This is a genomic window from Anaerovirgula multivorans, from assembly GCF_900188145.1.
Taxonomy (GTDB): domain Bacteria; phylum Bacillota; class Clostridia; order Peptostreptococcales; family Natronincolaceae; genus Anaerovirgula; species Anaerovirgula multivorans.
This window is the reverse complement of the sequence record NZ_FZOJ01000010.1, coordinates 60,382-80,963: the sequence shown is the minus strand read 5'-3', so window position 1 is coordinate 80,963 and position 20,582 is coordinate 60,382. Positions and strand designations below refer to the sequence as shown.

Below are 20,582 nucleotides of genomic sequence, written 5' to 3'. Positions count from 1 at the left end.
CTTTTGTCCCAAAATAGAAAATGAAGGTACAAAAAATATATGAGGAGTGATAAAAATGAATTGGAAAAAAATAATACCTGTAACACTAGGACTAACATTGTTAGTACCTGTAGTAGCTTTTGCAAACAGTGAAGGAAGTATAGCGAAAGATGAAGGTAATTTTGGTAGAGGATATGCGTTCTTTGGTGAGAAGCTGAAAGATTCAGAGGGTAGGTTACAAAAAAATAGAGAAATGACAGAAGAGATGACGGCAGAAATAGAAGAAAAGAAAGCACAGATAGAAGCCATTAGAGCAAAGGTAGAAAATGGAGAACTAACAGAAGCAGAAGCCAAAGAAGAAATGGAGAAGCTAGGTTTAGGTAGATTCAAGAGAGACGATAGAGAAATGACAGAAGAGATGAAGACAGAAATGGAAGAAAAGAAAGCACAGATAGAAGTCATTAGAGCAAAGGTAGAAAATGGAGAACTGACAGAAGCAGAAGCCAAAGAAGAAATGGAGAAGCTGGGTTTAGGTAGATTTAAGAGAGATGATAGAGAAATGACAGAAGAGATGAAGACAGAAATGGAAGAAAAGAAAGCACAGATAGAAGTCATTAGAGCAAAGGTAGAAAATGGAGAACTAACAGAAGCAGAAGCCAAAGAAGAAATGGAGAAGCTGGGTTTAGGTAGATTTAAGAGAGATGATAGAGAAATGACAGAAAAAATGGAAAGGATTCAAGAAAGAAAACAAGATGCATAGGACCTCCTTTTATAGATGATTGTATATTAAAAAGGACGTGGTGTAAAAACCCGTCCTTTTTGGTATAATGAAAAATGAGAGGGGTGGAATGATGTCTTTTCGTATTTATTTGGTAGAAGACGATGGCAATCTAAATTCTATATTGACTTCTTATTTACAAAAAGAAGGATGGCAGGTGACTTCTTTTTTAAATGGAGAAGCTGCTAGAGAAGCTATAAAGGATGCTCCTCATCTATGGATATTAGATATTATGCTTCCTGATATAGACGGTTATCAACTGATTCGTGAAATTAAAACCCTTTCGCCTGATATCCCAGTAATTTTCATTTCTGCTCGTGACACGGATATTGACCGAGTTGTGGGATTAGAACTAGGAAGTGAGGATTATTTACCGAAGCCATTTTTACCCCGTGAGTTAGTAATCCGAGCTCATAAACTATTGGAACGGGTATACATAGATATTGCAAAGCAGAGGGAGATATCCACTATAGCCCTGCCACCCTATACGATCAACCCAACAAGTAGAATCGCCAAGCTGAAGGAGGAAGTCTTAGAACTGACCTCCAAGGAATTTGATCTTCTGCTATTTTTCGTAAAAAATCAAGGACAGGCATTGTCCAGAGATCAAATATTAAATTACATATGGGGTGAAGATTATTTTGGAACAGATAGAGTTGTTGATGATCTAGTAAGACGTCTAAGAAAAAAGATGCCAGAGCTACAGATTGAAACTATGTACGGCTATGGATATCGGATGGTGAAACCATGAAAAACCTTCCATTATCCTTGCAAATTTGGCTTGTGATTGCGGTAATTACCTTGAGTATTTCCTTATTTTTATCTATCTTATTTCCCCTAACTTTACGAAGCTTTTTTACTACTGAAATCTATGCCACCATTGAAAATGCACAGAATTTGTTTGTCACTCGGTATGATACAGAATTTTCAAGAGACAATTGGCAGGAGGGATTTTCGCAAGAAAGAAGACCTCCAATGCAGGATGTCCGTACTGTGAACCACTTGATACTCGTAAATGATAATCAATTACTTGGCACGGGTGGTCGCCTACCTACAGCCTTTATTGAAACCGTAGGACAGCAGTCAGAGGAACAGTTGACGGATAGTGAAAGATATAGTATTAAGATTGAAGAAAGAAAAATTTTCTACATTATTCGAAAAGTGTCAATATGGGGAAATGAAGTTATTCTTGTTTCCCATATGTGGGATACCTACCGAGATGATTTAGTACAAACTCTTTTTAACAAACTAGGTTTAATTATGGGAGTTGTTTTTCTGTTTAGTTGGATTCCTGCCCTATTGTTAGCAAAATATCTGTCTAGCCCCCTTGTAGCGCTGGAAAAACGGGTTGGAAAAATTGCAAATCGAGATTGGCAGGAGCCTCTACAGTTAAAGCGTAAGGATGAGATCGGAAAATTGGGAACATCCATTGAACAACTGCGAGAACAGCTGCTTCGTCAAGATGAAGCACAGCAATCCTTTTTACAGCATATATCCCATGAATTAAAAACGCCTGTCATGGTAATCCGAAGTTATGTTCAATCGATTCGAGACGGTATTTATCCTAAAGGAGATTTAACAAATACGCTAGAGGTTATTGAAGAAGAGGCGGAATGTTTGGAAAAACGCATTCGCAACCTGCTTTATTTAACAAAGCTGGATTACATGGAAACCCACAAACCTCAACATCAAAGCTTTGACATCGGTGAATTAATTAAAGAAGTAGTGGAAAGGCTGCGCTGGCAGCGAAGTGAGCTGGATTGGCATCAGAAGCTGACACAGATAGAAGTGATAGGCGATATAGAACAGTGGCGGGTAGCTTTAGAAAACCTATTAGATAATCAAATACGCTACGCTAAAGAAAAAATAGTAATTTCTTTAACTCAGAAAAAGAAGGATAATCAAGGATTGGTAAAGATACATATCTGGAATGACGGGCCACCGATTGAAGAAGCAACAATGAAGAATCTTTTTCATCAATATGGTAAAGGATATAAAGGAGAATTTGGCTTAGGTTTAGCAATCGTCTATCGTATTGCCACAATCCACGAAGCCAAGGTTTGGGCTGAAAACCAAGAAGACGGAGTTTCCTTTTATCTGGAAATCCCGATTTAAACAATAATATTTTAAGGGGAAATAAATATGCGCTTAGACAAGTATATGAAAATATCAAGAATCATAAAAAGAAGAACTGTAGCAAAGGAGGCCTGCGACAAAGGAAGAGTCTTTGTAAATGGCAAGGTAGCCAAGGCAGGAACCGAAGTAGAAGTAGGAGATCAATTGGAAATTCATTTTGGTGATAAACCATTGAAGGTGGAAATTACGCAGCTACAAGAGCATGTAAAAAAAGACGAAGCAAAGGAAATGTTTCGGCTGATTGATTAAAATTGCATAGGAATGCCTTCTATTTCAAATAATATAGACACAGATAGCTTGAAAGTTATAGAGAAATTTTACAAGGAGGATTCCTATGAAAAAGTTCAAGAAGTATGGCATGTTATTATTGGTGATTCTGCTAATTATATCTTTAGCTGGTTGTCGAGCAGCTAGGCGGCCAGAGGGACCGCAGCAACCAGAAGAAACCCCTGATATCCCTGAAGCTATTGATCAAGGAGAGGGAAAAGAACCTAGACTGACAGTACATATTGTAGAAGAAGAACAAAATAAAGAAATGGATTTTGAAGAATATCTACAAGGGGTACTGGCGGGAGAAATGCAAAATGATTGGCCTATGGAGGCCCTAAAGGCACAGGCGATTTTAGCTAGAACCTTTGTTATGGAATTTGTTGATAATATGGAGGGCTCTAAATACGAGGGAGCCAATGTATCCACCGATATTGAAGAAGCTCAAGCATGGAATGCAGAAGGCGTTAATGAGAGGATCGTAGAAGCGGTAAATGCCACTAGAGGACAAGTAGCAGTACATAACAATGAATATATCAAAGCATGGTTCCATGCCCATGCAGCAGGACAAACCGCTATGGCTGTAGAGGGATTAGGTCTGGATGAAGAGGAGCCTCCTTATGTCCACTCTATTGAATCTCCCGATTCGCCAGAGGCTCCTGAGGAGGATGTAAATTGGAGTGAAACCTTTACCAAGGCAGAAATCGTAGAGGCAGTTCAAAGTGCAGGACAGGAGCCAGGAGATTTCGATAGTATCACGGTTGCAGAATGGGGTCCTTCTGGCAGAGCCTATAAGCTGCAGATAGGAGAAGCAGTTGTTATGGCACCAGCCTTTAGACTAGCTCTAGATAGCACCAGAATGAAATCTACAAAGCTAGAGAATATATCAGTGGAAGGCGACCAGGTTACCATCAGTGGTACCGGCTATGGCCATGGTGTTGGTATGAGCCAATGGGGAGCTTATCAAATGGCGGAAGACGGAAGAAGTGCTGAAGAAATTGTAAAGCATTACTTTAAGGATATAGAAATCATTAAACTTTGGGAATAACCAAAAAAGCCACTTAGGTGGTTTTTTTAGTTATAATGGACGAACTCGTTAGAATAAGATAGATTAAGAGGGAGAGTGTCAACCTTAACCTCAACCTGCGGCAGAGCCGTAAAAAGGCGGGTGATATTTTGGAGGAGAGAAGAAACAATCGTCTAAGAGGTCATAGCGTCATTCTAGAAAACAGAGAAAAATTATCGATTTCCGGCGTAGAGCATGTGAATAACTTCAACAGTGAGTTGGTAATAGTAGAGACCATAGCAGGGGTTATTACCATTAAGGGTGACGATTTAGATGTAAACAAACTAAACATAGAAGACGGCAACGTATCTATCACCGGGATAGTTCATTCTATGACTTATAGTGATAGAGAAAGTTTATCGGCAAAAAGCTCAGGATTCTTCGGCAAGATGTTTAAGTAAAACGAGACTTAATTCAGAGGGCGGTTTTTCCACTGAATTGTAGCCGAGTTTATTTCGAGGATGTAGTGCTTAGTCTACTGATTGAAGAGCGGGAGTCTTAGCAATACACCGAAGGGGAACTGTCAATTTACTAAATTGACAGTTTCTTTTTTATTTATTTGAAAACCACCTGTCACCAAACAAGCTATAGAAGAATATAATAAATATGAAAACTATATTTTGTTTTTAAAAATATAAGCTTAGTAAATCATCTCAATAAGCATTAGAGGATTTTACTATCAATTGTTAGGTGGTGAAAAAATGATTTCTATATCCCAAGAAGCATATATTTTATTGACCACCATTTATGGAGGAATATTAATCGGCTTTATTTATGACCTATATAAAATATTTAGAAGAGCTTTTCATCCCAAAAAGATCGCCACAGTTATACAGGATTTTCTTTTTTGGCTGGTTATTTCCGTTGTGGCTTTTTATGTGCTGATTATGAGCAATCAAGGAGCACTACGTTTTTATAACTTCTTAGGCTTCGTCATAGGAGCGGCAACCTATACCTTCTTTTTAAGTGAAGTTGTCACCAATGCAATAGTTTTTATTCTAAGAATCGTTAAAAGCTTTATGATGGACCTATGTCATATCATCATATATCCCTTCCGTGTAGGATTATGTCTAATAGAGTTACCTTATTCCTATTGCAAAACAAAGACAAAGCCTATATACTATAAGACAAAGAGATATTTACAATTACCAAGTAGGATGATGACTAGAACTAAAAAGAATTTAACAAGCTACTTTAAGAAGAAATAGAGAAACACCTACATAGGCTATGCAAGGAGGTTGCCCTATGCAAAAGAAAAAAAGGAAAAACACATCGAAAACAATATGGATGGGAATCCTTTTAATCCTAGTTTTTTATGTACTGAGTACCTTATACCAGCAACAACAGGAACTAAAACACTTAAAGCAGCAGGAGATGAGTTCTTTACAGGAAATAGAAAAAATACAACAGGATATCGATATTCTTAATCAACAGCTGGAAGTTAGCAATGATGACCAATATATAGAAAAAATTGCACGACAACAGCTGAAAATGATAGGATCTAATGAAATAATGGTTATCGATATTGGAGAGCAGTGAAAATATTTTCTTTCCTGTACTTGAGACATTACATAGAATCTGATATAATATAAATGCTTAAATGCAATTATTTTAATTAATATGCAAGTAAATTGCTCAAGGAGGAATATTAATTTTATGCTGGCAGAGGAAGGTAAGATTGTAGAAGGCACAGTATCTGGCATTACAAATTTTGGTGCCTTTATAGATCTTGGAGAAGGCAAAACAGGATTAGTACACATTTCAGAAGTTGCAGATGATTATGTAAAAAATATTCATGATTATCTAAAAGACAAACAAAAAGTAAAGGTAAAGGTACTATCTATCGGAAAAGATGGCAAAATCAGCTTATCTATCCGACAAGCTTCTGTGCAGAATAAAAAATCCGTAAAACCTGCAGAAGTTGATTGGAGTACCGGTGAAGATGCTACAAGATTGACCTTTGATGATAAGCTTAGCAGATTCATGAAGGAAAGTGAAGAAAAAATGCAGGTATTAAAGTCTAAAAGCAAGACATCTGGTCGTAGAGGAAATGGATTTAGAAATAAAATATAATAAATTGCTTATAAAACAAACGCCAGGGAACTATGCCTGGCTTTTTTATGCGGAGGAATGACGATGAAAAGATATGCTGCCATTGACATAGGAACTAATTCTATGAGACTGCTCTTAGCCGAACTAGAGGGAATGAGAATTCTACATAGAGAAAAAGAAATCAATACCACCCGCATCGGACAATCGGTGGACCAAGGAGGAGCCATTACCCAAGATGGCATGGAAAGAAATCTAGAGGCATTTGACGTCTTTGTAAAAAAAGCAAGGAATTATGGAGCAGAAACTATTTTTGCTATTGCCACCAGTGCCGTAAGAGATGCAAAAAACGGTAAAGAATTTGTTAAGGCTGCTTTTGAGAAAACTGGCATAAAAATAGAAATTATAAGCGGTAAAAAAGAGGCAGAGATAGGTTATAAAGGGGTACTTATGGGTTTGAAGGATACCGCCTTAGAGACAATGGTAATCGATATCGGAGGAGGTAGCACAGAATTCATTTTGGGTAGTGGTGAGAATTTAAAAGAGATCATCAGTGAAAATGTAGGAGCTGTCAGAATGACAGAACGGGTAGGGGAAAATGAGACAAAGCTTCGTCAGGCAATAAAAACCACAATAGAAAATACCCTTCATCGATTAAATGGAACAGAGCTGCAACAGCTAATCGGTATAGGAGGCACCATTACGACCTTAGCTGCTCTACATCAACAGTTAGAACCCTACGATATGGAAAAGGTACACAACTACAGCTTAACAGTAGAAAATATCGAAACAGTAAAAAGTCAATTGATGCAGCTTACGATAGAAGAAAGAAAAAAACTGAAGGGACTGCATCCTAAAAGAGCTGATATCATTATAGCAGGTGTAATGATCCTGCTGGTGATTATGAAAAACCTCAATATAGGCAAAATTACTGTCAGTGAATACGATAATCTAGAGGGATTGTTGTATGACCAATTGTAATCACATATGCCACGGGGACGGTTCTACACATATGCCACGGGGACGGTTCTGCCGGTTTCCCTTTGGTTCTCTGCTACCTGAAAGCTTTTAAAAAGTCTATATATAGTTGATTTTTTTCAACAATCTACTATATATATTGTAATAATATTTTTTTATTCAAAAAACTATTCCACAGAAAGTCCAACCCTTCGCCAAAAAATCATACGCTAGATAGACTACACCCAATATATGGTAGATGATATATGTATTACCTACCATATATTTGATTTTTTTTGTCAAAAACCCATAAAGGATTGTCTAAAGGTTTTTCAAATTTACCCCCTATTCTTGACAAATCTCTCTTTATTCATCTGTTACAATTTCCCTATAGAAAAAATATTTAGATTAAGGTCTTGAGGATTAGAATTTTGAGGTTTAAAAGTCTTGTAGTAGATTTTAGCCTTAATCTTAAATTACCGGGGGGATAAAATTATGGCAGAGAAACCAACAATATTTCCAGTACAACTAAATAGAGAAAGAAAGTCGGCACTGACCTTTTTAAATAAGAAGCTGATTCTTTTAAGTATGCTTAGTTTCTTATTAGGCAGAGCGGGGATTTTACAGGGACTCACTCCCTTCGGCATAGGATTTTTTGCAGCCTTAAATTATAAGGATAGAAAATATGCCTATACAGGGTTAACTGCCTTTCTAGGGATTATTTCTGCCCAAGGGATGAATAGCAGCATTCCCTATGGTATTACCCTAGGTATTATTTATTTATTATTTCATTACGTAATGGATTTAAGAAAGATGAAAACCTTGAAGGCTGCCTTCATAAGTGGCTTTGCTTATTTCACAGCCGCCATGCTGTTTGCCAGCTTAAAAACCTTTTATCTCTACGACGTGATGATGATGGCCTTTGAAGCCGTAGTGATCTTTGTCACCTTATATATTTCTTCCTATGCCCTACCCCTTCTTATAGAAAAGAAAAATCGAAGGATTTTGTCAACAGAGGAAATCATTTGTGTAGCCATCCTTACGGCTGTTGCCCTTTCTGGCATCAATGAAGTATATATTTTCAACTTATCGCTTAGAAACAGCTTAGCAATTCTAATCACTATCCTATTTGCCTACAATGGAGGTACTGCAGTGGGAGCATCAGTAGGAATCACCTTAGGACTTATTACCAGTATGTCCTTTGCAGGCACGCCGCCAGTGGTTATAGGCATATTTGGATTTTCGGGGTTGTTAGCAGGAATTTTTAAGGATATGGGGAAGTTCGGAAGCGGTCTAGGGTTTCTGATAGGAAATGCTATATTAACCTTTTACATCAATGGCTATTATGAAGTTTTTATTCAGTTTAGAGAAATCTTTTTAGCCTTTGGATTGTTTCTACTACTACCTACCTCGTGGGTACAACAGATGGAAAAGTTCTGCAACAGTCCTAGAAGCATTCTCTATTCAGATGAAACCCATAGCGAGAGGATGAAAAAAAGAACCTACGAAAAACTCATGGAATTTTCAAGTGTTTTTAACGAATTAGCCGCTACCTTTGAAAAAATCTCTGACAAATATGAGATCTTTGAAAAGGATGAATTGACGAATCTTATTCAAGAAATGGCTAACCATGTTTGTAACAGCTGTGGCATGAGAAGAAGTTGTTGGGAAAAGAATTTTTACAACACCTACCAAGCAATGGCAGACCTCATGGTATTGATAGAAACCCGTGGAAGCCTACAGGTAGAGGATCTGCCAGAGGAGCTAAAAAAACGCTGTATTCATTCAAGTAAAGTAGTGGAAAAAATGACCCATCTTTATGAGCTTAGTTATTTAGATATGAGCTGGAGACAGCGATTTATTGAAGGAAGGGAGTTAGTTGGACAACAATTTAAAGGAGTTTCCGATGTTATTGGACAGATGGCAAAAGAATTAAGTGGAGATACTACCTTTAATGTGGAGCTAGAAAATGAATTGTATGTTGCATTAGACAAAGCAGGATTATCAGCGAAAAAGATAATGGTGATTCAACAGGAGGGAGGAAGTTTAGAAATAACCATAGAAAAAAATCCTTGTTACAATAGAGAAAGCTGCATCAACAGTTTTATCCCTGTCATTTCAGAGGCAGTGGGAGTAAGACTAATGAAAAAACATAGCGGTTGTGGCTACCAAAGAGGGGGAGAAGGCTGTAGCTTTACCCTTGTAGAGGCCAATCAATATACAACTGTTACGAAAGTAGCTAAAGTAATGAAGGAAGGAAACGCATTGTCAGGAGATACGTATAGCTTTATGGATATCAAGGATAGTCAGTACCTCATAGCCCTTAGCGATGGCATGGGGACGGGAGATAAAGCGCATCGTCAATCCAGTGCCACGATTACAATGCTGGAAAAAATGATGGAGGCAGGCTTTGACAAGGAGGTGGCCATCAAATCTATTAACTCTACCCTGATGCTAAAGTCATCAGAAGAGATCTTTTCCAGTTTAGATATGGCTCTATTAAATCTGTGCAAAGGAAGAGTAGACTTTGTAAAAATTGGTTCTGCCCCCAGTTATATAAAAAGAAAGAACGCGACGGTAGAAACCATCACCTCTTCAACCCTACCTATAGGAATACTAAGTGACATCGAGTTTAACGAAGATGTCCAAAAAATAGAGGACGGAGATTTCATCATTATGGTTTCCGACGGTATACTAGAGGCCAACAAGGAAGAAGGAGAGCAATGGCTACCGGCTTACCTTGCCACCCTCAACACCCGAAACCCGCAAGATCTAGCAGACAAAATTCTGAACGAAGCCTTGAAGCTAACCAATAACCAAGCTCAGGACGATATGACGGTATTGGTAACAAAAATTTGGAGGGTAGAACAAAACAGGTGGGCAGCATAAAAATAGATAGGATATACAAGCCATCACAAAAAAGTGGTGGTTTTTTCTTTGGATGAGCTAGTGAAGGAACAACTTACTGCTCTATTTGGTGATGCTCAATATATCAGCATGACAAGTGAAGAAATAATGAGCTTTATAAGCCCCTTCATGGAGAAGATTGCCAAGACCTATGCTGGAAACCTGTCCCCTTGTCCTAGCTAGATTTAACCAAAACATAATACCCTATTAATATTTAGTTAACATCCAACCTATATGATACAGATGCAGTAAACCATATAACCAACAGGGACAAGAAAAGGAGGTAGTTTAATTGGCAAATATCTATTTACAGGATATCACAAAAAAATATGAAAATATTACAGTAATCAAAAATCTAAATTTAGAGATAAAAGATAGTTCCTTTACGGTGTTGGTTGGGCCTTCAGGTTGTGGCAAGTCAACCACCTTAAGAATGATAGCAGGGCTGGAAAAGGTAAATAATGGAGAAATATTTATAGACGGAGAAGAAATAACCCACGTAAATCCGGGAAAAAGAGGAGTGGCTATGGTATTTCAAAACTATGCTCTATATCCCACCATGACGGTGAAGGAGAACATAGAGTTTGGTCTAAAAAACAATAAAATCTCTAAGGAAGAGAGAGAAAGTGTCATTCAGGAGATATGTGATATCGTAGGCCTTACAGAATACTTAGATCGAAAGCCCTCTAATCTCTCAGGGGGGCAGAGGCAAAGAGTAGCCTTAGCAAGGGCGATGGTAAAAAGACCTAAAGTATTTTTAATGGATGAACCTTTATCAAATCTAGACGCCAAACTAAGAAATCAAATGAGAACAGAGCTTATTCAACTTCACAAAAAACTGGGGACCACCTTTGTCTATGTAACCCATGATCAAGTGGAAGCTATGTCCATGGGGGATGCTATTGTGGTGATGGATAAAGGCGTCATCCAACACATGGCTAATCCAGTAGACCTATATAATGACCCTGCCAACATATTTACAGCTCAATTTATAGGGGCACCACCCATGAACATTATCCCCGGTAAAAAATTCTTTGAGGAAAGCACCTACCTAGGATTTAGACCTGAAAAAGTAAAGCTGGACAGCACAAGTGCAGATAATTGCTTAGCTATGAAAGGAAAAATACTTACCAGAGAAATATTAGGTTCAGAAACCATCTACTCCATTCGTACAGAAGTGGGAGACATAAAAGTAAAGACCATAGACAGTGTCTTTCCAGAAGATATAGAGATTCAACTGCACATTGATTATAAGCATATATATTTATTTGACGTTGCTGGAAACAGACAAAGAAATCTAGAGAAAGTAAAACTATAGGATTGGGGGGAACAAAATGAGTTTTTGGGATAGAGTGAAACCATATGTGATGGTCAGTCCGTCAATTACAGTATTTCTTTTATTCTTTATTTACCCCATCATGTATCTATTTTTTTTAAGCTTTACCTCTTGGAACCTTATTAGTCTTACTAAGACCTTTGTAGGGATTGAAAATTATGTAGAACTATTAAAGTCTCCACAATTTCACCTAGTCATAAAGAATACAGTACTATACACATTCTTAATGGTGTCAATTTCTATAGGCTTAGCACTGCCAACAGCTTTGTGGTTAAACAAAAGGGGATTTTTACATAAATTCACCCAGGGAGTTATATTTACCCCCCATATTATATCCTTGGTATCTATCTCTTTGGTTTGGATGTGGATTATGGATCCTGATTACGGACTGCTAAATTGGGTGATGGGTTTTGTGGGTATACCTCCCTCCAAATGGCTGGCGAACCCTAAAACTGCATTAATCTCACTTGTAGTGGTAGGAGTTTGGAAAACACTGGGCTACAACACTTTGGTTCTAATAGCGGGTCTACAAAGTATCCCAAAGGACATCTATGAGGCGGCAGAATTGGATAATGCTAGTAAATGGAGAAATTTTTATAAAATTACTTTACCGATGCTATCACCAAGTCTATTCTTTTTATTGGTAATTAGTACGATAGCTTCCTTTAAAGTCTTTGATACAATCAACATCATGACCCAGGGAGGCCCCATCGACACCACCAATATGATTGTATTCTTTATCTATCAGAATGCTTTTGATTTCTTCAAAATAGGCTATGCTTCGGCAGCTGGTGTTCTACTGGTAATTTTCTTAGGATTGATGACGTTCATACACTTTAAGTTATTGGCAAACCGAGTACATTATAGGTAGAAGGGAGGATAATGAAATGGAAGCAAGAGAAAGGGTACAACAGAGCTTAAGAATAAGAAAAAAAGAGGGCAGAATAGAAAACAGTAAAAACCTAGAGATTCTAAAGAAGGGGGCCAAAGGCTTAGAAATTAGCGGACTAATTATACTGATCCTCATATTTGGATTTCCCTTCCTATGGATGATCTCTACATCCCTAAAGTCTTTTTCAGAGATTATGATTTTTCCTCCAAAATGGATACCAGATAAGCTTATGTTTGAAAACTATATCCGTGCTTGGAACTCAGGTCCATTTTTACGTTACTTTTTCAACAGTGTATTGATATCCATTAGCATACTGATACTACAGTTTGCAACCATGATTCCAACAGCCTATGCCTTTGCCAGGTATGAATTTAAGCTAAAAAAGCTCCTATTTGCAATAACCCTTTTGGCATTGATGATACCAGAGCAAATTACCTTTTTACCAGTGTATCTGCAGATGAGCTCATGGAACTTGTTAAGAACTTATGCTCCTTTGATTCTACCATTTGCAGCCAGCGGTTTCGGAGTATTTCTCCTTAGACAGACCTTTATGCAGGTACCAGATGAAATCATCGAAGCAGCCAGGTTGGACAATGCTTCTGAATGGAAAATCATGTGGAAGATTATGATGCCTATGGCAAGACCAGTGCTAATCACCTTTGCCCTATTTAGCTTTATCTCTCAATGGAACTCTTATTTTTGGCCATTGGTTATGACCAACACCCAAAGTCTTCGGACTCTACCTATAGGGGTTGCTATGCTTAAGGATGCAGAAGCTTTGACGAGATGGGATACTGTTATGGCAGGGAACATGATTCTGATTGCACCGATGCTAGTGATTTATTTCTTTGCTCAAAAACAGATTATTAAAGCCTTTGTTTATTCAGGAATAAAATAAAATTATATTTAAGGAGGAAAAGAAAATGTTCAAAAAAACAGTCTTAAGTATTGTTTTAGCAACTACAATGATTTTTACAATGATAGGATGCAGTTCATCGGCGGGAGAGGCTGGCGATACAGCCGCCGGTGAAAACAAAAAGGTGGAAATTGAGTTTTGGTATTCTCTAGGTGGAGACACTGGTAATTTTATTGAAGCTATGGCAAATGAATTCAACAATGTTCAGGACAACATAAAAGTAACTGCTACTTATCAAGGGGATTATTATGAAAACCATGCAAAGGTAATGGCGGCTATAGCCTCCAACACACAACCGGATATAACGATGGTAGAGATTGCCTCCATAGCAGCCTTTGCTGATGCAGGAGCGTTAGAAGCCTTAGATGAATACGCAGCAAAGGAATCAGCAGGGTTTTTAGATGACTATGTGACCGGATTGATGAGTAACTCCTACTGGAAAAATAATTTATATGCTATGCCTTTTGCTAGAAGCACTCCATTACTATACTTAAATGTGGATATGTTAAAAGCCAATGGACTTAATCCAGCGGGACCCAAAACATGGGATGAACTACAGGAATTTGCCCGTACAATGACAAAGGATAACGTTTATGGATTTGCTACACCTATTGATATATGGTTCTATGAAGCGTTAACCTTCCAAAATGGTGGCAATATTTTATCAGAAGACGGTACACAAGCTATATTCAATAGCAAAGAAGGGGTAGAGCCCATAGAATTCTGGCAAAATATGATTAAAGAAGGCAGCATGAAAATGCCTCCAGGAGAAAAATACAATGCATGGGATGTTGCTAGACAAGATTTTGTTAACCAAAATGTTGGCATGATTTTCACCTCAACCGGTTCTTTAAAAGGACTTTTGGAACAAAGTGAATTTGAAGTAGGTACAGCCTTTTTACCAGCGAAAAAAGATTTTGGGGTTCCAACAGGGGGTGCAAACCTAGTAGTTTTATCAAAATCCTCTGATGAGAAAAAGCAAGCAGCTTGGGAATTTATCAAATACATGACTAGCACAGAAAACAGTGGACTCTTTAGTAAAGCTACAGGATATATGCCGGTGAGAACGTCCTCCATCAACAGTGCTGAAATGGAAGCATTTTATAAGGAATATCCACAATTTACTGTTGCCATCAATCAATTAGACTATGCAAAACGTCGACCTATGGCACCGGGGTATAGGGAGCTGCAGGAGATTATCATGAAGGAAATCCAAAGAGCAGTAATCGATGACACCATGTCTCCCCAAGATGCACTAAATACCGCAGCTGAAGAGGCTCAAAAACTATTAAAATAGCAGGTGAAACCCATGAATAACCCAATAGTAGCCCACAGAGGCTGGTCAAGCTTAGCACCAGAAAACACCTTGTCAGCCCTAGAACTTGCTTTAAAAGAAGATAGAATTGATAAAATAGAAATCGATATACAGATGACAAAGGATGGTATAGTAGTGCTGCATCATGACTTTGAACTTCAACGAACCTCCAATGGTAGAGGGCTGTTATCTACCCGTAGCTATAAGGAATTATTGGAGCTAGACTTCGGCAGCTGGTTTTCTCCTAAGTTTAAAGGGGAAAAAATTCCTACACTAGAGGAGGCTTTGGCTTTAGTAGATAATAAAAAGGAACTAATAATTGAAATTAAAAAAGGGGGTACGATATATCCCACCATAGCAGAGGAGCTATGTAAAATATTAAAAGACTACCCCATAGACAAAGTCATGGTAAAATCCTTTAATCACCAAGTAGTAAAGGAAGTGAAGGATATCCATGGAGACATCAAGGTAGGAATGTTGATTTATGGTAGTCCCAACCTATTAAAGGAACAAATAAGATATGCTCATGCTTCCTTTGTATCGATAGCAGCCCCCTATATCACTAAAGAATGGATAGATAACCTTTATGAAGAAAAAGTAGAGGTTATGGCTTGGACCATCGATGAGCCAGAGGATATAGAAGCTATAAAACAATTAGATAATCGTATTGCTATAATAACAAACTATCCTCAAAGAGCATTTAATACAATATAGTAGCTCCTATTCAATTTATATATAGCTCCCTCCACACCTGAAACCCTCAAGATCTAGCAGACAAAATTCTGAACGAAGCCTTGAAGCTAATCAATAACCAAGCTCAGGACAATATGACGGTATTGGTAGCAAAAATTTGGAGGGTAGAACAAAACAGGTGGGCAGCATAAAAATAGATAGACTATACAAGCCATCACAAAAAAGTGGTGGTTTTTCTTTTTGAGACAACAGTAATATCAAAAAAATTGTAATACTTCAAAATATTTAACCTGGTAAAACATAGAAAACTATAATAAAATGGAATATAGTTAATTTATTGGCAATATAAGCCTATGCTATAAATCTTATTTAAGAAAGGTTGTTGTTAACATGAAAAGATCAAAAAAATTAATTAGTGTACTTCTTGTATTTTTAATGGTTACACTACTTATAACAGGATGTTCAAAAGAGGAACAAAAGCTGTATGGCTTGATGAAGGAAATGAGCAGTTTAGAAGCATCACAACAAAATGGCGAGATTTCTTTAGATATTAATCAATTACCTGAGGAATTTCTTGAAGAAGCGGCTTCTCAACTTGGCTTTTCTTTAGAGATGCTGCAAAATTACTCAATTATTTATGAAATGAAACAAGACACTCAAACAATGAATGCAGAGCTAGTATTATCTATTTATGACAAGGTTAATAAAGAGCAGATTCCTTTTATCACATCTATGTCTGATGGAGATATGGTTTATGTTAAAGTAGATGATATGATCAACTTCATTAAAACGGTTACCAAAGATGACTTAGCTAAAGAACAACTCACTTACTTATTTGGTGATGCTCAATACATAAGCATGACAAATGAAGAAATTATAGATTTCTACATAGAATTACTTCCAGCTTCAAGTGAAGCTGAAAAACAAATTTTAAAAAATACGCTAAGTCAATCATTGGATAAAGAAAGTGTCCTTAAGCAAAGAGAAGAAGTGATGAGCTTTATAAGTCCATTAATGGGAAAAATAGCGAAGACCTATGACGGATTTGAAACAAGCTTAGTAACAGAAGAAGACAATAAACTTATTCTATCTGTTGGAACTGTAGAAATCTTTGATGTAGTAAAAGGCTTTGTTAATTATTCCATCGATCATGCAGATGAAGTAGCAGTATTATTAAAAGAAATTGTTCCTGCATATTTGGAATACACACAAAAACAAATGCATCAGGTTTTTGTGGCACAAGGTATGGAGGAAGAAATAGAAGAAATGGATATACAAATGGATGATATTGCTATAGAAATAAACAGTAAAATTGATGAGTTTGCTGAGATGGTCAATGGAAATGAAGAAGAATATAAAGCTATGGTTGCTATGTTTATCGATATGGCAAGTGAGGAAGTAAAAGCTGCAACAGGAGATTCAGCGTTGAATATAACACTTGAAAAGATAGGAGATGCTACCTATACTACGGTTGTTGATCTGAAGGTGGATGCTGAGCAAGAACAAGTAGCTTTTAACCTTAATGTGACTGAAACAACAAAATCAATAAATTCTTTCAAAATTACAAAGCCTACCCAAAATGTAATGGCAGGAGACGTATACTTTGAAAAAATTCAAGATATCATGGCAGAAATAGAATAGAATAGTATTTAAAAATACAAAGTAATCAAGGAGACAGGTTCCTTGGTTACTTTGTATTTTTTTGTTCCACATCCTCCGTCTTGTATCTCTTTGTGCCTTTGTGATAAAATAGGAATACAAAGAAGTTGAAGGATTGGAGATGGCTTGATGTTAAATCAAGATAAGCATATATATGAGGTTGAAAATATAAAAAAACAAATTATAAGGCGCTATAAACCCCATAAGATCATACTATTTGGTTCTTTAGCCAAAGGGGTTATTAAAAAAAATAGTGATATAGACATATGCATAGTAAAGGATACAGAGGATAAACGGAGCTTGATTAGTGATATTTATATAAATATAGACAGTACATGTCCATTTGATGTAATTGTATATACTCTTAAAGAATGGGAAGATAATATAAAAGATAACACAAGTTTTGCATACAATATATTTGAAGAAGGGAAGTTACTATATGGTAGATACTGCTAGATTTATGAATTGGGTTGAAAAAGCATCTAGAGATATAAAATCAGCAGGTGTTTTAAAAGAAAATGATTGTGGAAATGACATGGTAGCTTTTCATTGTCAACAAGCGGTGGAAAAACTTTTAAAAGCTTATATTATAGCTAAGTCAGGAGTCATCATAAGCAGTCATAGTTTAATCTTTTTATGTAAAGAGGCAACAAAGTACGATTTGAAGTTTAAAGCCCATATAAAGGATTGTGCTTTTGTGAACCAATTCTACATAGAAACTAGATATCCAGCGGATGAACCATTAATAGTGACGGATGAGGAATCGGATGAGTGTATAGCTATTTCAAAAGATATATATAATATAGTTAGTAACCTACTAAAGCAAAAGACTACCCTCTAAAGTCAAATTCAGAGGGTAGTCTTTTTGTTCTTTGATAATTTCTAGTAGATTTTTATAAGGAGATACAAGAGGTTATTATGAAAAAAATTCAAGGAGCAGTAATAGGTGCCATCGTATCTCAGCAGATTCTAATGGAATCGAAATTACGCAGCAACAAAACCGATTACTAGATAGAGTACAGAAGCAACAGCTGCAACGGTTAAAGCATAAGGAATTTGTGTTCTAACGTGGTCCATATGGTCAGAGGCAGCACCAGTAGAAGCGAGGACAGTAGTGTCAGACAAAGGAGAACAATGGTCTCCAAATACGCCTCCACCTGCAACTGCAGCAATTGTAGCTAGAACCAAAGCAGTGATTTCATTCCCTGAAAAACTGAAGGCTAGCGGTACAGATAAAGGCATTACAATTGCAAAGGTGCCCCAAGATGTTCCTGTGGAAAAAGCAATGATTGCAGCAATCAAAAAGGTTAACAAGGGTAATAAATTAGGAACCAGCCAATTTTGTGTAATAGAAATAATATAATTAGCTGTGCCCATACTTTTACTTAAACTGTTAATAGAATAAGAAAGCGCTAGTATAATGATAGCAGGCAATACACCCTTCATGCCCGCCATGGCGGTTTTCATAATATCGTTAAAAGGGATCCCTTTGATTCTCATGATAATGCCTAACACCACAGATGCTGTCAAAAAAGCCTCCATGGTCTTTGCAGACTTTAGCGTAATATAGGTTCCCACTGCAACAGTGATTACGATTAAAACAGGTAAGATAAAGGTTAAGAAAACATTAATTTTAAAATTTTCGTAGGGAGGAGTATCGGTTAACTCTTCCCCCAACAGTGGTTCAGCGCCATCTGCTAAAACTTTGCCTTCATTTAAAGCTCTTTCCTCCGCTTTTTTCATAGGACCAAATTCAGGAATGATTTTTAAGGAGGTTAAACCTACAAATAAAACTGCCAACAGCGCATAGAAGTTAAAGGGAATTGCCTTTACAAAAACCCCCATAGCATCTGAAGCATCCTCGATGGGTCCCATACCAATCAACAAACCAGCGATAAATACCGCCCAGCCTGTAATAGGTACCAAGACACTAACGGGGGCAGAAGTAGAATCTCCTATATAGGCTAGTCTTTCACGAGATATTTTTGCTTTATCAGAAAGTCCTCTCATGGTGGCACCTACAAATAAGGGACTAAAGTAATCACTGAAGTACACAAACATCCCCATAAACCATGCAACCAATTGAATACCTACTCTGCTAAGCTTTTTGTCCTCCACAATTTTTGTAAAGCCTTGAATAGCACCAGTTCTTTGGAAAAAAGCGATCAAGATTCCTATAAACAACTCAAGTAGCATAATCCAAGAGAAACTAGTGGTTCCTAAAGAAACCTTCAACAAATTAGGGAATCCTAAAAGCCCTTCCCCGGAAACCAGCACACCGACAAAACAGGCAACCGCCAAAGAAAAAATAGCATTTTTTGTTTTAAAGGCCAATATGATAGCTATTGTAGCTGGTAACAATGAAATAATACCTAAATGTTCGCCTATTTCCATTTCTCATTTCCTCCTTTTAATATAATAATTTCTTGATGATATACTTAATGCAATAACTTAAAAGATAGATATTAATCTAAAGCAGATGTTGAAGTGGCCTTTGGGGCCATATCAAAATGTTTAAAATCCGTCAGAGATAATGCTTCTTCGGGAGTAGTCCAGGGCCTGTTTTGGATAACGCTGGTTTCTTCGTGGGTCAATATCCCTTTATAAACCGTTAAGCTTCTTCTTAAATAACCATCTTTTTTACAGGCCTCCACAACCCCTCTATCAGCCAAAGCTTCAATATGTTTAAGGATGGATGCACCGTAGGCAGTGGAAGCAGTATAGGGAACAGCTCCTGGGATATTATCAACACCGTAGTGAAGAACACCGTTGATTTCATAAATAGGGTTTTCGTGGGTAGTAGCTCTATAGGTTTCAATGGCCCCCCCTACATCGGCACTGACATCTACGATGACAGAACCACGTCTCATAAGCTTTAACATATCCTTTGTAATAAGGTGATCCTTCCGATGCTTAGGCCACTTTACACAATTAATCACTAAATCTATGGAAGGAAGAAGATTCTGGATATTTTTTTGATTAGAGAAGACTGTATTTACATTTTTAGGGAACAGCTCTTTACAGTTTCTTAAAACCCCAATGTTGATATCCATTAATGTAACATTGGCCCCTAAGGAAGCCACAATATCCGTCGCGGCTTTTCCTACAATCCCAGCCCCCAAAACCAAAACGTTGGCTCCGGCAGCACCACCGATACCACAAATCAGCTTGCCAGACCCTCCATAAATACTTAAAAGATAATGAACTCCCATCAGAGCTCCGAGCTTACCTGCTATTTCGCAGTTGGGAGATCCATAGCGATGGGTATCCTCGGCAGTAAAGGCGATTACTTTCTTCTCTAACAAAGCTTCCACTTCTTCAGTATTAGCAGCAGGATGAATGCAAGCAAAAATAATTTGATTTTCTCTTAGTAGAGGATACTCCTTAGGTGTGATCTCCTTTACCTTTGCCACCAAATCACTTTCAAAATAAATTTCCTTCATAGTTTTTCTGATTTTAGCTCCTGCTCTTTCATAATCCTCATCTAAAAATCCAGCATTGTAGCCTGCATTGCTTTGGACTAGAACATTATGCCCATTATTGCACAGCTCGGACACTTCAATAGGCGTTAAAATTACCCTTGATTCTCCTGTTTTAACTTCCTTTAATACCCCTATAATCAATTGAACAAC

At 37.3% G+C, this 20,582-nt stretch carries 22 protein-coding genes; 20 read left to right on the top strand and 2 right to left on the bottom strand.

Annotated features, from left to right (window positions below):
- The first annotated feature begins 55 nt into the window (after positions 1-55).
- The 20 genes from CHB72_RS11920 (at position 56) to CHB72_RS11830 (ending at position 17,791) form a co-directional block, all read left to right on the top strand.
- Complete coding sequence (locus CHB72_RS11920) at positions 56-739, top strand: hypothetical protein (protein WP_089283104.1); 684 nt, start codon at positions 56-58, stop codon at positions 737-739.
- Between the two features lie 91 nt (positions 740-830).
- Complete coding sequence (locus CHB72_RS11915) at positions 831-1,508, top strand: response regulator transcription factor (RefSeq protein WP_089283103.1); 678 nt, start codon at positions 831-833, stop codon at positions 1,506-1,508.
- The gene (locus CHB72_RS11910) at positions 1,505-2,872 is read left to right on the top strand and encodes a sensor histidine kinase (RefSeq protein ID WP_089283102.1); all 1,368 of its coding nucleotides are present in this window, start codon (positions 1,505-1,507) and stop codon (positions 2,870-2,872) included. The genes CHB72_RS11915 and CHB72_RS11910 overlap by 4 nt, the downstream gene beginning before the upstream one ends.
- 27 nt (positions 2,873-2,899) lie before the next feature.
- Positions 2,900-3,142, top strand: coding sequence for an RNA-binding S4 domain-containing protein (locus CHB72_RS11905; RefSeq protein WP_089283101.1), 243 nt, complete (start codon positions 2,900-2,902; stop codon positions 3,140-3,142).
- Between the two features lie 85 nt (positions 3,143-3,227).
- A complete protein-coding gene (locus CHB72_RS11900; RefSeq protein WP_089283100.1) occupies positions 3,228-4,208 on the top strand; it encodes a SpoIID/LytB domain-containing protein in 981 nt (326 codons plus the stop codon).
- Positions 4,209-4,336: 128 nt separating this feature from the next.
- Positions 4,337-4,627 carry a sporulation protein YabP gene (yabP, locus tag CHB72_RS11895; RefSeq protein ID WP_089283099.1) on the top strand — a complete coding sequence of 97 codons (291 nt, stop codon included), beginning with the start codon at positions 4,337-4,339 and terminating at the stop codon, positions 4,625-4,627.
- A 300-nt stretch (positions 4,628-4,927) separates the two neighbouring features.
- Positions 4,928-5,434: a spore cortex biosynthesis protein YabQ gene (gene yabQ, locus CHB72_RS11890; RefSeq protein ID WP_089283098.1), complete on the top strand. Its 507-nt coding sequence runs from the start codon at positions 4,928-4,930 to the stop codon at positions 5,432-5,434.
- A gap of 37 nt (positions 5,435-5,471) precedes the next feature.
- Positions 5,472-5,765 carry an FtsB family cell division protein gene (locus CHB72_RS11885; RefSeq protein WP_176431339.1) on the top strand — a complete coding sequence of 98 codons (294 nt, stop codon included), beginning with the start codon at positions 5,472-5,474 and terminating at the stop codon, positions 5,763-5,765.
- 117 nt (positions 5,766-5,882) lie between these two features.
- Positions 5,883-6,299, top strand: a complete 417-nt coding sequence (locus CHB72_RS11880; RefSeq protein ID WP_089283096.1) for a S1 RNA-binding domain-containing protein — start codon at positions 5,883-5,885, stop codon at positions 6,297-6,299.
- Between the two features lie 63 nt (positions 6,300-6,362).
- Complete coding sequence (locus CHB72_RS11875) at positions 6,363-7,256, top strand: Ppx/GppA phosphatase family protein (RefSeq protein WP_089283095.1); 894 nt, start codon at positions 6,363-6,365, stop codon at positions 7,254-7,256.
- Between the two features lie 471 nt (positions 7,257-7,727).
- On the top strand, positions 7,728-10,121 hold the full coding sequence (gene spoIIE, locus CHB72_RS11870) for a stage II sporulation protein E (RefSeq protein ID WP_089283094.1): 2,394 nt from the start codon (positions 7,728-7,730) through the stop codon (positions 10,119-10,121).
- 48 nt (positions 10,122-10,169) lie between these two features.
- Positions 10,170-10,322, top strand: a complete 153-nt coding sequence (locus tag CHB72_RS26540; RefSeq protein ID WP_176431338.1) for a hypothetical protein — start codon at positions 10,170-10,172, stop codon at positions 10,320-10,322.
- A gap of 109 nt (positions 10,323-10,431) precedes the next feature.
- Positions 10,432-11,457, top strand: coding sequence for an ABC transporter ATP-binding protein (locus tag CHB72_RS11865; protein WP_089283093.1), 1,026 nt, complete (start codon positions 10,432-10,434; stop codon positions 11,455-11,457).
- A gap of 16 nt (positions 11,458-11,473) precedes the next feature.
- A complete protein-coding gene (locus tag CHB72_RS11860; protein WP_089283092.1) occupies positions 11,474-12,346 on the top strand; it encodes a carbohydrate ABC transporter permease in 873 nt (290 codons plus the stop codon).
- A gap of 16 nt (positions 12,347-12,362) precedes the next feature.
- Entirely contained in the window at positions 12,363-13,265 is a 903-nt protein-coding gene (locus CHB72_RS11855) for a carbohydrate ABC transporter permease (RefSeq protein WP_089283091.1), read from the top strand.
- A gap of 25 nt (positions 13,266-13,290) precedes the next feature.
- Entirely contained in the window at positions 13,291-14,580 is a 1,290-nt protein-coding gene (locus tag CHB72_RS11850; protein ID WP_089283090.1) for an ABC transporter substrate-binding protein, read from the top strand.
- Positions 14,581-14,592: 12 nt separating this feature from the next.
- Positions 14,593-15,312 carry a glycerophosphodiester phosphodiesterase gene (locus CHB72_RS11845; protein ID WP_089283089.1) on the top strand — a complete coding sequence of 240 codons (720 nt, stop codon included), beginning with the start codon at positions 14,593-14,595 and terminating at the stop codon, positions 15,310-15,312.
- A 369-nt stretch (positions 15,313-15,681) separates the two neighbouring features.
- Complete coding sequence (locus tag CHB72_RS11840) at positions 15,682-16,932, top strand: hypothetical protein (protein ID WP_089283088.1); 1,251 nt, start codon at positions 15,682-15,684, stop codon at positions 16,930-16,932.
- A 147-nt stretch (positions 16,933-17,079) separates the two neighbouring features.
- The gene (locus tag CHB72_RS11835; RefSeq protein ID WP_089283087.1) at positions 17,080-17,406 is read left to right on the top strand and encodes a nucleotidyltransferase domain-containing protein; all 327 of its coding nucleotides are present in this window, start codon (positions 17,080-17,082) and stop codon (positions 17,404-17,406) included.
- Positions 17,390-17,791, top strand: a complete 402-nt coding sequence (locus CHB72_RS11830) for a HEPN domain-containing protein (protein WP_089283086.1) — start codon at positions 17,390-17,392, stop codon at positions 17,789-17,791. The genes CHB72_RS11835 and CHB72_RS11830 overlap by 17 nt, the downstream gene beginning before the upstream one ends.
- A gap of 143 nt (positions 17,792-17,934) precedes the next feature.
- On the opposite strand, the gene CHB72_RS11825 is transcribed toward CHB72_RS11830, so the two are convergent.
- Together CHB72_RS11825 and CHB72_RS11820 are read right to left on the bottom strand one after the other, a co-directional pair.
- Positions 17,935-19,344 carry a Na+/H+ antiporter NhaC family protein gene (locus CHB72_RS11825; RefSeq protein WP_089283085.1) on the bottom strand — a complete coding sequence of 470 codons (1,410 nt, stop codon included), beginning with the start codon at positions 19,342-19,344 and terminating at the stop codon, positions 17,935-17,937.
- A 71-nt stretch (positions 19,345-19,415) separates the two neighbouring features.
- On the bottom strand, positions 19,416-20,573 hold the full coding sequence (locus CHB72_RS11820; RefSeq protein ID WP_089283084.1) for an alanine dehydrogenase: 1,158 nt from the start codon (positions 20,571-20,573) through the stop codon (positions 19,416-19,418).
- Between the last annotated feature and the right edge of the window lie 9 nt (positions 20,574-20,582).

Coding starts and splice junctions, on each gene's coding strand:
- CHB72_RS11855 (WP_089283091.1), top strand. CDS start 12,363: ATGGAAGCAAGAGAAAGGGTACAACAGAGCTTAAGAATAAGAAAAAAA.
- CHB72_RS11875 (WP_089283095.1), top strand. CDS start 6,363: ATGAAAAGATATGCTGCCATTGACATAGGAACTAATTCTATGAGACTG.
- CHB72_RS11830 (WP_089283086.1), top strand. CDS start 17,390: ATGGTAGATACTGCTAGATTTATGAATTGGGTTGAAAAAGCATCTAGA.
- CHB72_RS11920 (WP_089283104.1), top strand. CDS start 56: ATGAATTGGAAAAAAATAATACCTGTAACACTAGGACTAACATTGTTA.
- CHB72_RS11880 (WP_089283096.1), top strand. CDS start 5,883: ATGCTGGCAGAGGAAGGTAAGATTGTAGAAGGCACAGTATCTGGCATT.
- CHB72_RS11915 (WP_089283103.1), top strand. CDS start 831: ATGTCTTTTCGTATTTATTTGGTAGAAGACGATGGCAATCTAAATTCT.
- CHB72_RS11825 (WP_089283085.1), bottom strand. CDS start 19,344: ATGGAAATAGGCGAACATTTAGGTATTATTTCATTGTTACCAGCTACA.
- CHB72_RS11905 (WP_089283101.1), top strand. CDS start 2,900: ATGCGCTTAGACAAGTATATGAAAATATCAAGAATCATAAAAAGAAGA.
- CHB72_RS11900 (WP_089283100.1), top strand. CDS start 3,228: ATGAAAAAGTTCAAGAAGTATGGCATGTTATTATTGGTGATTCTGCTA.
- CHB72_RS11840 (WP_089283088.1), top strand. CDS start 15,682: ATGAAAAGATCAAAAAAATTAATTAGTGTACTTCTTGTATTTTTAATG.
- CHB72_RS11835 (WP_089283087.1), top strand. CDS start 17,080: ATGTTAAATCAAGATAAGCATATATATGAGGTTGAAAATATAAAAAAA.
- CHB72_RS11860 (WP_089283092.1), top strand. CDS start 11,474: ATGAGTTTTTGGGATAGAGTGAAACCATATGTGATGGTCAGTCCGTCA.
- spoIIE (WP_089283094.1), top strand. CDS start 7,728: ATGGCAGAGAAACCAACAATATTTCCAGTACAACTAAATAGAGAAAGA.
- yabQ (WP_089283098.1), top strand. CDS start 4,928: ATGATTTCTATATCCCAAGAAGCATATATTTTATTGACCACCATTTAT.
- CHB72_RS11885 (WP_176431339.1), top strand. CDS start 5,472: ATGCAAAAGAAAAAAAGGAAAAACACATCGAAAACAATATGGATGGGA.
- CHB72_RS11850 (WP_089283090.1), top strand. CDS start 13,291: ATGTTCAAAAAAACAGTCTTAAGTATTGTTTTAGCAACTACAATGATT.
- CHB72_RS11910 (WP_089283102.1), top strand. CDS start 1,505: ATGAAAAACCTTCCATTATCCTTGCAAATTTGGCTTGTGATTGCGGTA.
- CHB72_RS11845 (WP_089283089.1), top strand. CDS start 14,593: ATGAATAACCCAATAGTAGCCCACAGAGGCTGGTCAAGCTTAGCACCA.